The 14,642-nt window shown below is 61.6% G+C and carries 15 protein-coding genes and 1 pseudogene; 4 read left to right on the top strand and 12 right to left on the bottom strand.

The window, feature by feature from the left end:
- Positions 1 to 82: 82 nt before the first annotated feature.
- Entirely contained in the window at positions 83 to 526 is a 444-nt protein-coding gene (locus tag IPP03_04000; protein ID MBL0351864.1) for a YaiI/YqxD family protein, read from the bottom strand.
- A 46-nt stretch (positions 527 to 572) separates the two neighbouring features.
- A complete protein-coding gene (locus IPP03_03995; protein ID MBL0351863.1) occupies positions 573 to 911 on the bottom strand; it encodes a hypothetical protein in 339 nt (112 codons plus the stop codon).
- A 168-nt stretch (positions 912 to 1,079) separates the two neighbouring features.
- Here IPP03_03995 and ylqF point away from each other — a divergent pair, with 168 nt between their 5' ends.
- On the top strand, positions 1,080 to 1,979 hold the full coding sequence (gene ylqF, locus IPP03_03990; GenBank protein ID MBL0351862.1) for a ribosome biogenesis GTPase YlqF: 900 nt from the start codon (positions 1,080 to 1,082) through the stop codon (positions 1,977 to 1,979).
- Positions 1,980 to 2,166: 187 nt separating this feature from the next.
- On the opposite strand, the gene IPP03_03985 is transcribed toward ylqF, so the two are convergent.
- The 4 genes and pseudogenes from IPP03_03985 to IPP03_03970 all read right to left on the bottom strand — a co-directional run bounded on the left by IPP03_03985 (position 2,167) and on the right by IPP03_03970 (position 6,629).
- Entirely contained in the window at positions 2,167 to 3,072 is a 906-nt protein-coding gene (locus tag IPP03_03985) for a cation transporter (GenBank protein MBL0351861.1), read from the bottom strand.
- 563 nt (positions 3,073 to 3,635) lie between these two features.
- A pseudogene (locus tag IPP03_03980) lies at positions 3,636 to 5,320 on the bottom strand (IS1634 family transposase).
- A 246-nt stretch (positions 5,321 to 5,566) separates the two neighbouring features.
- The gene (locus IPP03_03975) at positions 5,567 to 5,965 is read right to left on the bottom strand and encodes an IS30 family transposase (GenBank protein ID MBL0351860.1); all 399 of its coding nucleotides are present in this window, start codon (positions 5,963 to 5,965) and stop codon (positions 5,567 to 5,569) included.
- A gap of 103 nt (positions 5,966 to 6,068) precedes the next feature.
- Positions 6,069 to 6,629, bottom strand: a complete 561-nt coding sequence (locus IPP03_03970; GenBank protein MBL0351859.1) for a hypothetical protein — start codon at positions 6,627 to 6,629, stop codon at positions 6,069 to 6,071.
- 178 nt (positions 6,630 to 6,807) lie between these two features.
- Here IPP03_03970 and IPP03_03965 point away from each other — a divergent pair, with 178 nt between their 5' ends.
- From IPP03_03965 to IPP03_03955, 3 genes are read left to right on the top strand one after another with little or no spacing between them, the layout of a single operon-like run.
- Positions 6,808 to 8,307, top strand: a complete 1,500-nt coding sequence (locus tag IPP03_03965; GenBank protein MBL0351858.1) for an IS21 family transposase — start codon at positions 6,808 to 6,810, stop codon at positions 8,305 to 8,307.
- On the top strand, positions 8,294 to 9,049 hold the full coding sequence (locus IPP03_03960; protein MBL0351857.1) for an ATP-binding protein: 756 nt from the start codon (positions 8,294 to 8,296) through the stop codon (positions 9,047 to 9,049). The genes IPP03_03965 and IPP03_03960 overlap by 14 nt, the downstream gene beginning before the upstream one ends.
- Complete coding sequence (locus IPP03_03955) at positions 9,046 to 9,258, top strand: hypothetical protein (GenBank protein MBL0351856.1); 213 nt, start codon at positions 9,046 to 9,048, stop codon at positions 9,256 to 9,258. Before IPP03_03960 ends, IPP03_03955 begins: the two co-directional genes overlap by 4 nt.
- A gap of 101 nt (positions 9,259 to 9,359) precedes the next feature.
- Here the strand turns inward: IPP03_03955 and IPP03_03950 are convergent, their stop codons facing one another.
- The 6 genes from IPP03_03950 to IPP03_03925 form a co-directional block, all read right to left on the bottom strand.
- On the bottom strand, positions 9,360 to 9,605 hold the full coding sequence (locus IPP03_03950) for an IS30 family transposase (protein MBL0351855.1): 246 nt from the start codon (positions 9,603 to 9,605) through the stop codon (positions 9,360 to 9,362).
- A complete protein-coding gene (locus IPP03_03945; protein MBL0351854.1) occupies positions 9,606 to 10,082 on the bottom strand; it encodes an IS30 family transposase in 477 nt (158 codons plus the stop codon). It lies immediately after the preceding gene.
- Between the two features lie 64 nt (positions 10,083 to 10,146).
- A complete protein-coding gene (locus IPP03_03940) occupies positions 10,147 to 10,716 on the bottom strand; it encodes an IS630 family transposase (protein ID MBL0351853.1) in 570 nt (189 codons plus the stop codon).
- Positions 10,717 to 10,720: 4 nt separating this feature from the next.
- Positions 10,721 to 11,167 carry a winged helix-turn-helix domain-containing protein gene (locus tag IPP03_03935; GenBank protein MBL0351852.1) on the bottom strand — a complete coding sequence of 149 codons (447 nt, stop codon included), beginning with the start codon at positions 11,165 to 11,167 and terminating at the stop codon, positions 10,721 to 10,723.
- A 346-nt stretch (positions 11,168 to 11,513) separates the two neighbouring features.
- Positions 11,514 to 13,829: an RNA-binding transcriptional accessory protein gene (locus tag IPP03_03930; GenBank protein ID MBL0351851.1), complete on the bottom strand. Its 2,316-nt coding sequence runs from the start codon at positions 13,827 to 13,829 to the stop codon at positions 11,514 to 11,516.
- Positions 13,830 to 13,930: 101 nt separating this feature from the next.
- Positions 13,931 to 14,452: a gamma carbonic anhydrase family protein gene (locus tag IPP03_03925; protein MBL0351850.1), complete on the bottom strand. Its 522-nt coding sequence runs from the start codon at positions 14,450 to 14,452 to the stop codon at positions 13,931 to 13,933.
- Between the last annotated feature and the right edge of the window lie 190 nt (positions 14,453 to 14,642).

Raw genomic sequence — 14,642 nt, 5'->3', positions numbered from 1 at the left:
GCAAGGCAAGGCAAGGCAAGGCAAGGCAAGGCAAGGCAAGGCAAGGATGGCTGGCTCGCCACGCCTGAAGATGGCTACTCTGCTAGCGCTTGGCCAGCAGGCGGTCGAGCTGGTTGGCGAAAGCCTGGCGGTCGGCCTGGCTGAAAGCCGGTGGCCCGCCGGTGTCGACTCCACTGCTACGCAGTGTATCCATGAAATTGCGCATGTCCAGCATCTGCCGGATGTTTTCCTTGCTGTAGAGCTCGCCGCGCGGGTTCAGGGCCAGCGCCCCCTTGTCGATCACCGCGGTGGCCAGCGGGATGTCGGCGGTAATGACCAGATCGCCCGCTTCCACCTGATCGACGATGTGGTTGTCGGCGACATCGAAACCCCTGGCTACCTGAATCGACCGGATGCTCGGGTAGGGAGGCGTCTTCAGCCACTGGTTGGCGACCAGCGTCAGCGGCAGGCGGGTTCTCTCGGCGACGCGGTAAAGAATTTCCTTGATGACGCCGGGGCAGGCGTCGGCATCGACCCAGATATGCATGGGGAGTCCGGTGATGGCTGGACCCCGATGATACCTCCCGGGCGGATCAGCGCAGAGGAATGACGATCGGCGGCAGGCCGATGGAAACTACTGGCGCCGGGCGAGTAACATAATAGTCGGGTTGATACACCACCGGCGGCGGCGCATAGTAGGCCCGCGGCGGGGCGTAATACGCACGCGGCGGCCCGTAATATGCACGCGGCGGCGCGTAATAGGGTGGTGCATAGACCACTGCGGGTCCGCGACGTTTGTAATAGCGGTCGTGATGTTTGTTGTCCCAGCCACGATTATCGTAGTAACGGCCGTCGGCTAACGCAGCGGTGGCGGAGAGGGACAGAACGGCGCCGGTCAGGGTGGCGGCAAGTATTCTCGTAAGCGATTTCATTCGGGTACTCCTGCTGTTGAGGGTGCGGAAGCGGACGTGCCGGATTCCATGAGTGAAAGATAACCGGGCTGCGCTGCGCAAGCTGTTAAGGATTGTAACAAGATGTTGCACGGCGCGTGGCGGCCGGATACGGGATAATGCAGCCTTTGCTGCGATGCCTCGTCCTTTATGTCCATCCAATGGTTCCCCGGTCACATGACCTCCGCCCGCAAAAAGGCGGCCGAAACGCTGGCCATGGCCGATGTCGTCGTCGAAGTCCTCGACGCCCGCCTGCCGCAGGCGAGCAGCAACCCGATGATTCACGAGCTGCGCGCGTTCCGGCAGCGGCCTTGCCTCAAGCTGCTCAACAAGGCCGATCTCGCCGATCCGCAGGCGACCAGAGCCTGGCTGGCTTATTTTGCCGAGCAGCCGGGCGTCAAAGCGGTGGCGATTTCGTGCAAGAAGGCCAGCGATGTGGCACGTATTCCCGCCTTGGCTCAGCAACTGGCGCCGCACCGCAACGATGCCTTCAAGCCGCTGCGCCTGATGATCATGGGCATCCCCAACGTTGGCAAATCGACGCTGATGAATGCGCTGGTCAGGAAAAAGGTGGCGGCTGTCGGCGACCAGCCGGCGGTGACCAAGAGCCAGCAGCGCATCGACATCAGCTCGCGGCTGACCCTCTACGACACGCCGGGCCTGTTGTGGCCGAAAATCGATCATCCCATCGACGGCCTGATGCTGGCGGCCAGTCACGCGGTCGGCGTCAATGCCTACATCGGCGAGGAGGTAGCGACTTTCCTCGCCGGCTTCCTGCTCGCAAGCTACCCGGCGCTGCTCACGGCGCGCTATGGATTCGCGACCGACGGGCTCGACGGCACAGCCGTCATCGAAGCTGTAGGCAGAAAGCGCGGTTGTCTGCTCAAGGGCCGGGGCGGAGAACCCGACTGCGAAAAGGCGGCGGCGATCCTGCTGACCGATTACCGCAGCGGCGCGCTCGGGCGCATCAGTCTCGAAACTCCGGAACAGCGCGCGCTGCGCGAGCAGCAGTTGCAACAGGCTGCTGCGGTCGACGGCGAAAAAGACTGAAAAACCAGGATGGCCGTCGCGGTTGAGATTTCATTGCGCAGCGGGCAGAACACACCTCGCTGCCACGCATTGGCTTTGTGCGCGGAATCGCAGCCTCAAGTCGATCCGGGGCTGTCAGTCGCGGCGACGTCCCGCCCGCATCCCGGTGATTTCACCGACACAACACTTCCCGTGGCCCGCATCATCATCAAGACGAAGGCCGGTCGAGATCCTGATCTATCATCGACAGCGGATCGTCGATCGGTTCCAGATGTGTCGTGACATGCACGTGACCCAGTGCATTTCGTATATCCACTTCGATCCGTTCGGCCCAGTCATGGCCTTGCTGTACGGTCCAATCTCCGGGGACCAATACGTGCACCATTACGAAAGCGCGGCTGCCCGCCTGACGAGTCCGCAGGGCATGAAAGGCCAGGCCCTGCTGGCGATATCTGCTTAACACCACTTCAATTTCCGCCAGCTTTTCGGGTGGCAGGGAACCATCCATCAAGCCGGTGGCGGAACGTCGCATCAGTTGCCAACCGGTCCAGACGATGTTCACCGCAACGAGGAGGGCGATGGCCGGATCGAGCCATAGCCAACCGGTAATCCAGACCAGGCCGACACCGCCAATCACGCCGACGGAGGTCCAGACATCGGTCATCAGGTGATGCGCATCGGCCTCCAGAGTGATCGAATTGTGCTGGCGTCCCACCGCCATCAAGGTACGAGCCGTGGCGAAATTGATGACCGAGGCCACCACCGATACGATCAAGCCAATGCCCACTGCGTCGAGCGCCTGAGGATGCGACAGGCGATCCATGGCGGTATAGCCGATGCTGAGAGCCGCCAGCAGAATCAGGAAGCCCTCGAAAGCGCTGGAAAAATATTCGGCCTTGCCGTGCCCGTAGGCATGACAATCGTCCGCCGGACGCTCAGCCAGAGTCAGCATCGACAGCGCCATCAGGGCGCCAGCAAGGTTGACAAAAGATTCGATGGCGTCAGACAACAGCCCGACCGAACCGGTCAGCCACCACGCCGTGCCTTTGAGCAGAATCGTGGCAATGGCCGCAGCGATGGAAAGCCAGGCGTAGCGCTTCAACGAAGGGGTCATATTGGCGAATGAGATCTCATGCTGCGATGTAGCATCTGGCATTCGAGCGTGATCCAGAGGAGCAGGGAGAGCGAGGTAATGGTTTCGTCGTCATCCAGATCGTGCCCGGTACGACGCGACCGATTTGAACATGGCCTGGATTGTAATGCGCGAAACTTAAGGCCGGCTTATCACGCGGAATCTTTCCGGCTCGATCAAGGTGCCTGGCGCACTGGCAAATCCTGGTGGGCGGGGCGACTCAGGGATCCACTTCATTGCGAAGGAAGACATTGCCGTATTCGCGGGCTGAGTTCAACTAAACCGTGTGCGCGGTATAATTCTGGCACTGGCCGGAGAACGAAAATGGAACAAGGCGAATACAAACAGTTAGTTGCGCGGATGGAAGGGCTGACGGACGAGCAATTTGAGTCCTTGCTGGAGACGCTGCGGCAGCGCAAGGACGCGGACGGGGTGCACGTCTGGTGATGGCCCGCATGGCGGAGCGCCCGAGTTCGACAGTTAATTGCGCAAGTGACTGATTTCACTTGAGGTGAATTTAAAGAATGCCACTGCAACAGCGTCAGCTACTGCGGGGCGGTCGGTTTTTTCACGTCCAGCACATTCAGCACCTCGGTTTGCTCGGCACTGAGGATCGAGACGCCGGTGACGGGTTCAGACGCGTTGAGCCGGATCTGGTGACGCTGGATTCGGCGAAGGTAGTCGAGCGCTCGTTCCGGCGATAGCCCGGCGTTGGCCGCTTTCAGGCGCTGACGCATGACCCGGTAAAGGATCAGCGCCATGAAGCAGATCGCCGCGTGAGCCCGGATGCGTTCGGGCAGACGGTGGTGACCGGTCCGATCTCCAATTCGGATTTGAGTACCTTGAAGCCGCGCTCGATATCCGCCAGCGACTTGTACCGTGCAACAACGTCCCGGGTGATCAGGTCCGTCGTATTGGTCACCAGCAGCAGTTTGCCGTCCATCAGGTTCGCCAAGGAACGCGCGCGCTCATCGATAGCGTAGATGAAGCGCTCGCTTTTCAGGTCGACCTTGATGATCTTCGACAGATGGGCCTCGCTGACCTCATGGAAGAAGCGCGCCTTGGCGCCACTGTCCGAGAGCTTGCGGCCCCGATGGTTGACGCCGTCATCCTGATCGTCAAGTTTGCCCACCCACTGCGCGGCGCGCTGGATCAGCTTCCCGATCTGCTCGTCCCGTCGTTGGGTCTGTAGGGCGGCACGTTCTGGATCGTGGGCAATCACCAAGCGCAGCGCGTTCCACGTCTTTTCAGCGATGATCTCGACGGTTGCCGCTTGGCACTGGCTCTTGTGGAAGTCATCGAGCAGTTCAGTGAATTCGTGATAGCGGCGTCCCGGCACCGCCAGGATGAATTCGAGCGGCCGGCCACTGGCCAGACGTATTTCGCTCAGCGCATCGAGGTTGTCCAAGCTGAGCAAGCCGCGATCGGCCACCAACACCAGGCGACTGACCGAGGGGAACCGGTTCAACACGATTTTGAGCATCGGCAGCAGCGTCTTTGTCTCCGCCGTATTGCCGTCGAACACCGCGTGGTAGATCGGCAAGCCCTCGGCCGTCTGCACCACGCCGAGCATGAATTGCCGTGCAATCAGCCCTTCCTTGGCCATGCCAAAGGCACGCACATCGCTTTCCTGGGTGCTCAGTCCCTCGGCGCGTATCGTCGTCAGGTCATAGAACACGACGGACAGATCCTGATCGATCATCGCTCGCAGCAAGCCGGCCACCACGGTATCGACCGCCGCGTGTTGATCCATCAGGGCATCCATGCTGCGCAGCAGATGCTGATGCGTGATCGCTTTGACCTCGACCTCAGGCAAGGCCACCGTCTCCAGCCAGCGCAACACGCCCAGTTTGGATTCCGGATCGCAGAGTCGGTTGAACACCATCACCCGGATCAGCGCTTCCACGTCGATCGTATGCCGCGTGCGGCGAAACACCCGCTTCAGTTCGGCAAAACCGAGCGATTTCCAGAGTTCGGTCAGTGTCCATACATCGCCAAACGCCCGGGCCGACTCGAAGCTCACCGTCGGTGTCGGTGGCACAACCACCATGGCTTCACGGCCCGATACCTTGAGCAACCCCTTGATCACTGAATCGAGACCGCCATCGCGTTAATCAAGACGGCCAAGCGTCGCCACGGTACGCTTCTTCACCCGCCCAGCGTCGTCCCGGTAGGACTCGACAAGTTGGACGTAGCGGCGACCTCCTGAGGTGGTTATCTTGACATGCATGCCGCCACAGCATCACCGACATGAGTCCTGTCAAGTCAGAATTTAATAGGCCTTAGCGTGCCACCACACAACTTTCTTAGACATCCTCTGAAACCCGCGCCGTTACTGGGGCCATGTGTCAAAAATGGCCACTTTTGCCGCTGAACTGTCGAACTCCCGAGCCCAGAATGGCGCTAAGTTAAGGCCGTCCAGCATGCCCAACGCTAGCATTGTGGCTGAAAAAGCGGGCGCAATAAGTTGGCGGTTTCAAGTCCGAAGTGCAACAAGCTGATGATGATGCTTAAAGAAGTCGAAGGATTCTGGGATAAACAGTTCGGCCGGACAGTGAAAGGTGAGGCTCTTTCGAGGTCGGGTATTGAGTTGCCAGGCAACGGCATCGAGTTCGGTCTGAGAGAATCCAGAGAGATCGGATCCCTTGGGAAAATACTGGCGAAGCAAGCCGTTGGTATTTTCGTTGATGCCGCGTTGCCAAGGGCTGTGCAGATCGGCGAAATAGACCGCGACGCCAGTGATTTCGGAAAGGCGCGCATGCTGCGCCATCTCGCGCCCTTGGTCGTAGGTCAGGGAAAGGCGTCGTTGCGCGTCAACCCGGTTGAGGACAGCGCCAAAGGCCGTGGCCGCGGTTTCGGCCGTGGCGTCCTCCATCTGTTAACGGTGCTGCCTTTCCGTAGAAATCTGGCGTCGACGGCTGGTTGAAGGTCAGCGGTGTGGTTTTCGGTTTTGCTTTTCAAGCATGAACATGCTGGTTTTACGATTTGCCGCCCGCAGGGCTTCCGGTGGCGGGATTGCAGAGCAAACCGGCGTCTGGCAAGCGAAGCGCGGCAGGGGGATGGCACGGTTCATTGCCGAACGGAGTGCCTGCGGAAGCAGGTTGAAGCGACCCCGCCCCGACTGAAGATGGCGCCAGCGCGACCGATGCGGTAGAAAGCTGACCGGCCGGTGGAAACGCAGGCGCGACACCGGTCCCAACCGCCAAGCCAGTTCCGATGCCGCGCCCCGCAGCCCCAACAGTGGCGACGTTGCTTGCCGAGTATTTCACAAAGCGAACGTCAGCGTCGATTCCCCATTGGCCGAATTGCCAATGGACCTCCCCGGACGACGCTATCTCTGCGCCGGTTGCCGCGCCGCTGTACTCATTTGCAGCCGGTGTGATCGCGGTCATCGCTACTGCACCACGCAGTGTGCCGATCAGGCTCGTCGTCAGTCGACGCGTGCCGCCGGTGGCCGGTATCAAGCCAGCCGGCGAGGCCGTCACACCCATGCCGAACGCCAGCGCCGCTACCGGGCCCGACAAGAGAAAGTGGCGCATCAGGGTTCCCCACCCACCGCCCCGGCTGATCTACTGGCGCCCGAACCGACGATGCCGATCAAATCAGCGCTCTGGACCTGTCACCGTTGCCGGTGTCCCTTGCCGGACTGGGTGCGCCAGGACTTCCTGCGTCGTCGGATTTGCCGTTCTCGACGAACCGACAGGAGATCACCGTCACATGGCCCTTACCCCCGGGATTGAAGCGCAGATCCTGCGCTATTACCACGCCGAACGCTGGCGCATCGGCACCATCGCAAGCCAATTGCACATCCATCGCGACAGCGTCGCACGCGTGCTGACCCAGGCTGGTTTGCCGGCTTTGGGGCCAATTCGCCGCCCCTCGGCGCTTGACCCCTACCTGCCATTCATCCTCGAAACACTGGAACAGTTCCCGCGCTTACGCGCCAGTCGCTTGTACGGCATGGTCAAGACCCGGGGCTACCCGGGGCGCCCGGATCACTTCCGGCATCTGATTGCCCGCCACCGACCCCGCGCCAAAGCCGAAGCCTTCCTGCGCCTTCGCACCCTGCCCGGCGAGCAGATGCAAATCGATTGGGGTCACTTTGGCCATCTGGAGATCGGTCGTGCCCGGCGGCCGCTGATGGGCTTTGTGGCCGTGCTGTCCTGGTCGCGCCAGATCTTCCTGCGCTTCTATCTCGGCGCTCATATGGAGAACTTCCTGCGCGGCCATGTCGGCGCCGTAACCGCCTGGGGTGGCTGTCCCCGCGTCGCGCTCTATGACAATCTGAAGAGTGCAGTGCTGGAGCGGCAAGGACAGATCATCCGTTTCAACCCGACGCTCTTGGCGCTGGCCGGACATTACCGTTTCGAACTCCGCCCGGTGGCCGTGGTGCGGGGAAACGAGAAAGGGCGTGTGGAACGGGCGATCCGCTATATCCGCGATGCCTTCTTCGCTGGGCGCAGCTTCAAGGACGTTGCCGACCTCAATGCTCAGGCCGATGCCTGGGTGTGCGGGCCGGCGGGCGAGCGGCGCTGTCCGGAGGACAAGTCACTGACGGTGCGCGAAGCGTTCTTCCAGGAGCAAGCTCGGCTGCTGACCCTGCCCGGCGATGCCTTTCCGGCCGACGAGATCAAGGCCGTGTCGGCCGGCAAGACGCCGTATGTGCGCTTCGACCTCAACGACTACTCGATCCCGCACACCTGCGTGGCCCGCACGCTCACTGTGACCGCCAGTCTGGATCACGTCCGCATTCTCGATGGTCAGGCGGTGGTCGCCACGCATCCCCGCAGCTTCGATCGGCGGCAACAAATCGAGAGGCCCGAACACGTCGCGACCTTGGTTGAACACAAACATCAGGCCCGTGCGCATCGCGCCACGGATCATCTGGTGCAGGCGGTGCCGGCCAGTCGGGAATTGCTGACCCAGGCCGCCGAACGCGGCGAGTCGCTGGGGCGGACAGTTCGCGCGCTGGCTGATCTGCTCGAACGTTATGGCGTAGCCGAACTGACGGCAGCGATTGCCGACGCATTGGGGCGTGACGTGCCGCATCCGAACGCGGTTCGTCTGGCGCTGGAGCGCCGACGGCAGGCCCAGGCAGAACCGCCGCCGCTGGCGATGAGTTTGCCGGAGCACGTCAAACACAAAGATGTGCCGGTGCGACCGCACCGCCTCGACGGTTACGACGCATTGATGGAGAACGACGATGACGACCTCTGATCCGTGCCGCCAGCGCGCCACCGCCTTGCAACTGCACGGGGTACTCGCCCATTGGGCCGAATGCGCCGACACGCCTTGGCTTGATCCCTTGCTGGCCTGGGAGGAAACCGAACGCTCCCGCCGCTTCCTGGAACGCCGCCTGTGCTGCGCCCATATTGGCCGTTTCAAGCCGCTCACCGATTTCGACTGGGCCTGGCCCGAGCAGTGCGATCAGCGTGCCATCGCCGAACTGATGACGCTGGACTTCCTGAATTCGGCGACCAATGCCTTCCTGATTGGTAGCAGTGGCTTGGGCAAAACGATGATTGCCCAGAATATCGCGCACCAAGCGGTCCTCAATGGGCACACGGTGGTCTTCGCGACGGCCGGACAGTTGCTCGGCGAGTTGGCCGGTCTGGATAGCGATTCGGCCTTGCGTTACCGTTTGCGTCGCTATGCAGCGCCCGATTTGTTGGTGGTCGACGAGGTCGGCTATTTGTCCTATTCGAACCGTCATGCCGATCTGCTCTTCGAGTTGATCAACCGCCGGCACGAGAAGAAGAGCACCTTGATTACGACCAACCGGTCGTTCTCGGAATGGTCGGAGGTGTTTCCCAATGCCAGCTGCGTGGTGGCGATGATCGACCGCCTGGTGCATCACGCGGAAATCCTGTCGATCAAGGGCGAGTCCTATCGACGCAAGGAGGCGCAAGAGCAGGCGGCCGCCAAGTCCAAGAAGCGTAAGACGAAAGGATCATCGTGAAGCTTTACCATCCGCCTTCCGGCCTGCGTCGCGGCCTCGAATTGCTGATCGATCCAAACTGGTCGCCCGATCAGGCCCTGGCAGTCATCACGCTGCTTGACGATTTGCGTGACCGGATCTGGGCGCACTACGAATTCGCCTTGGCGCAACAACCCAGCGAGAATCGCGTGACTCAGTACGACGTGGTGATTGACGATCCGCCTTTCTGATCCGCGTCTCTATCTTTGCCGCTCAGGGGCCGTCGGCCCCCTCTTTCGTTCACTCGCCGCCAAATTCCGCCGCCATTTATCGCCACCAGATTTGTGCGGTTTTAGGCAGTCGCTAACACCATCTTGACCAAGGTGACAAAGAGCGTGGTCCGCTCGACCAGCGTGCCGATGGACGAGGCATTGCGTGCTCCCTTGATCAGATCGCCCTCCCAGTGGCCGGGAATGACACGCTCGTTGATCTCCGGTGGGCGCAGATGGATGCTGGTCATCTCAGGAATCTGGCCCCGGCAATCTTCGCCTCGGGCGCGCGGCCGACGACGCTTACGCGCTTGTCGCAGGCAGGCGATCTACTCACTGCGCAACGTGCCGCGTGGTATCGCGTAAAGCGCGGTGTCCCCCAGGGGGACTTCCTTCGGGGCGTAGATGGTCTCGTGACTGACCTGAAGCTTGGGTTGATCCGGGTGCATTCGCTGCAGTATGCCCGCGATCTGTTCCGGAGAATGGCAGGCGCGCAGCAGGCGTTCGACATGCGTCCAGAGCGGACCATCCTGGGCGAGTCGAGAAGGGCATTGTGCGGTCCTTGCCAACATACTGGCGCGCTGCTGCGCGAGTGGCGCCCGATAGCCGCCCGCGACCAGCGGACGCCCGCGTTTCTTGGGTGCTGTGGCGGGATTGCTCCAGCCGTTGCGGTTTAATTCACGACTGATCGAACTCGGCGCGCGCTGGACGCAGCGGGCAATTGCCCGCTGCGTCCAGCCCTGCTCAAGCCCCAACTGGATCATCTTGCGTTCTTCACAACTCAGGTGTTCGTATTTCGTTCCCATCGCCACACATTACCTCCCGGAAAGTGTTGCACTTCAGATTTGAGCGCGCCGTTCTTAACTTATTCTAAGTAGCGTTCAAGTTGAGACTAACAATCCATGGCCATGCGGTCAGGCTGCGCAGCCCTGAGGTATTTGCTGCCAGACGTGGAAGGCCTGCTTCCAACTGGCGGATGACACTACCGAGGTCGGCAAACACACGATTGGGAAACTCCTTCTCCCGCACCTCATCCCAGACGTGCTCCTGCGGGTTGAGTTCGGGCGCGTAAGGTGGCAGGCGCAGCAGACGAATGTTCTCTGGCACTTGCAGATCCTTCGATACGTGTGAGCTGGCGCCGTCGACGACCATCAGCATGAACTCCTTTTCATGCGCGGTACTGACTCGGGCCAGGAACGCCGTCATCTGTTCGGTGTTCATCTGCCGACAGGTCATCCAATCCAACTCGCCTTCGATGGGGCTGACGGCGCCATAAACGTAGATGAACTCCCGCTCGTAGCCGTTGCAGACCATTGGCCGTGCTGGGTTGGGTGCCCAGCAGCGACGAATTCGCACCATGCGCCCAAAGCGCGCTTCGTCCTGAAACATCAGGCGCACCCGGCGACCCCAAACCTCTTCCTGTTTCAAGAGGGCTGCCAGTGTTTCAGGAAGTTTTTTTCCACGCTTCCTGGATCGGCGGATCACTCTTCGGATGCCGGATGCCGGATGCCGGATGCCGGGTGTCGGGTGCGACCTTGCGCCAGCCGTGCCGCGCCAACAGGCGATACACGACAGAGGCGGCCACAGGACGTCCCAGCTTTTGCGCTAACGCGGCACGCAGTGGCGAAACGACCAGAATTCCCCCTTCATTGGAGGCCTGCACCCAAGGGGCCAGGAAACGGTCCTCCTCTTCCAGTGGCAGCGAAGCTCGCCGGCGACCACCCCAATTCGGTTGGATTGCGTCCGGTTTGGCCAACAGCCGGCGCAGGCGCGCTTGTAGCCTGGGCACGGTGGCTCGGCCTATGCCCAGTACCGCTGCGCTCTGCTCCAGCGTCGCTCCCAATAGCGCCGGTAGCAGCCACCGCCTGCGCACAGCGCAGGGCCTCAACATTATCGGCGTCTCTCACGGCCGCTTGGGCCTGCGTCACCAATTCCGGATCTACTCGCCGCGGTCTGGCCATGTCAATGCCTCCCAAGTATCTTGTACTTAGGAATATTCTAGCATTAGTATCATCTTGAACGCTAATTGGAATAAGCGCCATTCGGATCAGGCCACGTTATTTGCCCCTCCTACCGCTCGAAACGTGAAAACTGGGCCGGAGTACTGAAACCATTGAGCCCATGTTTTCCGGGTTTCCAACAAAAAATGGCGCAGATCGAAGTTGCGCCATTTTTCATTTTTGAGCCATTTTTCCGGTCGACCCTGGGGCCAGCCGTTACTTCTATGGTCGTAGCAATCACTTCCTGAGCTTGGCGAAGGCCGCTGCCATGGCGTTACCGCTTGGTGCTGGGGCGTTGTGGCGGGCTTGTTGGCGATTGATGGGCGCGCCGCGCTGGCTGCCGGCTTCGGCACTGCGGCCTTTGCCCGGCTCGTCGCCCATGCGCATGGTCAGTGCAATGCGCTGGCGTTGCAGGTCGACTTCGAGCACCTTGACCTTGACGACCTGACCCGCCTTGACGACGCTGTGCGGGTCCTTGACGAAGGTGTTGGCGAGGGCCGAAACGTGCACCAGTCCGTCCTGGTGCACGCCGATGTCGACGAAGGCGCCGAAGGCGGCGACGTTGGTGACGACGCCCTCCAAAACCATGCCTGAACGCAGGTCGCTGACTTTTTCAACGCCATCGGTGAAGGTCGCGGTCTTGAATTCGGGGCGCGGGTCACGGCCGGGTTTTTCGAGTTCCTTGAAGATGTCCTGTACGGTCGGTAGGCCGAAGCGTTCGTTGGTGTAGCGGCTAGCGTTTAGACCCTTGAGGGCACGGCTGTCACCCATGATTTCCTTGATCGGCCTGTTGAGGTCGACGATGATTTTTTCGACCACCGGGTAGGCTTCCGGGTGCACCGACGAGGCGTCGAGCGGGTTGTCGCCGTTCGGCACGCGCAGGAAGCCGGCAGCCTGCTCGAAAGTTTTTTCGCCGAGACGCGGTACTTTCTTCAACTCGCTGCGTGAACGGAAGGCGCCATTGGCGTCGCGATAGCCAACGATGTTGGCGGCGAGGCTGGCGTTCAGCCCGGAAATACGCGTGAGCAGCGGCACCGAGGCGGTGTTGACGTCGACGCCGACGGCATTGACGCAGTCTTCGATGACGGCATCGAGGTTGCGCGCCAGCTTGGTCTGCGAGACGTCGTGCTGGTATTGACCGACGCCGATCGATTTCGGCTCGATCTTGACCAACTCGGCCAGCGGGTCCTGCAGGCGGCGGGCGATCGACACCGCACCGCGGATCGAGACATCGAGATCGGGGAACTCTTTGGCAGCGAGTTCGGAAGCCGAGTAGACCGAGGCACCGGCTTCGGAAACGACGATCTTGGTCAGCCGGGCTTCCGGATAGCGCTTGATGACGTCCTGCACCAGCTTGTCGGTTTCGCGGCTGGCCGTGCCGTTGCCAATGGCGACCAGCGAAACGCCGTGCTTCGCCGCCAGACGGGCGATGGTGGACAGTGAACCATCCCAGTCGCAGCGCGGCTCGTGTGGATAGATGGTGGCGTGGTCGAGCATCTTGCCGGTGGCGTCGACGACGGCGATCTTGCAGCCGGTGCGAATGCCGGGATCGACGCCCATGGTGACGTGCTGGCCAGCCGGCGCGGCGAGCAGCAGATCCTTGAGGTTCTTGCCGAAGATGCGGATGGCTTCCTCCTCGGCGCGCTCGCGCAACTGGTTCATCAGTTCGAGTTCGAGATGAGTATGGACCTTGACCTTCCAGGTCCAGCGCACGGTGTCCTGCAGCCACTTGTCGGCCGGGCGATTCTGGTTGCGAATGCCGAAGCGGACGGCAATACGCTGTTCGCAGGGGCCGGGTCCGGGTTGGATCTTCGCCTCGTCGAGTTCTGAATCGAGCACCAGCGCAACGTGCAGCATGCCTTCGTTGCGCCCCCGCAGCAGGGCGAGGGCGCGGTGCGAGGGCATGCTGGTGATCGGCTCGGCGAAATCAAACCAGTCGCGAAATTTTGCGCCTTCGTTTTCCTTGCCTTCGACGACGGTCGACCGCAGCTGACCGTGTTCGTTGAGGTATTCACGGAGTTGGCCAAGCAGTTCGGCATCCTCGGCGAATTTTTCCATCAGGATCTGGCGGGCGCCGTCGAGGACGGCCTTGGCGTCGGCAAAGCCGGCTTCGGCATTGAGATATTTCCCGGCTTCTTCTTCCGGCGCCAGGTTTGGGTCGGCCAGCAGGCCGAGCGCCAGCGGCTCGATGCCGGCCTCGCGGGCGATCTGCGCCTTGGTGCGGCGTTTCTGCTTGTAGGGCAGGTAAAGGTCTTCGAGGCGCTGCTTGGTTTCGGCATCGCTGATCTCGGCCCTGAGTTCGGGCGTCAGCTTGCCCTGGCCCTCGATACTGGCGAGGATGGCAGCGCGCCGGTCTTCGAGGTCGCGCAGGTAGGTCAGGCGTTCTTCGAGGTTGCGCAGTTGAGTGTCGTCGAGGCCGTCGGTGGCCTCCTTGCGGTAGCGGGAGATGAAGGGCACGGTGGCGCCTTCGTCGAGGAGGGCGATGGCGGCGTTGACCTGGGCCGGGCGGACGCCCAGTTCGTTGGCGATGCGATGTTCGATGGGTGGCAGCATGGGGCGGGGGGTTGAAAAGAGGCGCGCATGATGCGCAATCCGGCGCGAAAACGCAACCGGTGGCGATTCGCTACGGCTGCGGATTCACTTCGTGGTGCGTGTTACAGGGGTGTCAGCGTGTCCTTGTAACGCCGCGCGTTGGCGACGTAATGGGCAGCAGCATGCTTGAGGTGGATGACCTCATCGGCCGAGATTTCGCGCACGACCTTGCCCGGTGAGCCGACGATCAGCACATGGTCAGGAAAGACCTTGCCTTCGGGGATCAGCGTATTGGCACCGACCACGCAGCCCTTGCCGATCACCGCGCGGTTGAGAATCACCGAGCCGATGCCGATCAGGCTGCCGTCGCCGACCGTACAGCCATGCAGCATGACCAGATGGCCGACGGTGACATCGGCGCCGATGTGCATGGGAATGCCTTCGTCGGTATGCAGCACCGAACCATCCTGAATATTGCTGTTGGCGCCGATGTGAATCGGGTCGTTGTCGCCGCGCACTGTGGCGTTCCACCAGATCGAGGCGTTGGCTCCGAGATGGACGTCGCCGATCACCGTGGCGTTGGGGGCAACCCAGGCATTCTCGCCGAGCTGGGGCTGTTTTTCACCGAGGCGGAAGAGGGGCATGCTGACTCCTGCAAAGTTTGAAATTTGCCCATTTTACGCCGTCGACCGCAACCGGCGTCCGCAAAGTTACTGCAGCGCGCGGTGATGCGTAACGCTGCGGGTTCGCTGGGGCGCCCGCACGAACTTTCGGGCGCGGTCTGTTCTTCTTCAGAGCCGACTGTCCGTGTGGCCGCAGGAGGCCATCACCCCC

The organism is Candidatus Dechloromonas phosphoritropha (assembly GCA_016722705.1).
GTDB lineage: Bacteria > Pseudomonadota > Gammaproteobacteria > Burkholderiales > Rhodocyclaceae > Azonexus > Azonexus phosphoritrophus.
Note: the sequence above shows the minus strand (reverse complement) of the source record. Positions and strands in the feature narration are given on the sequence as shown.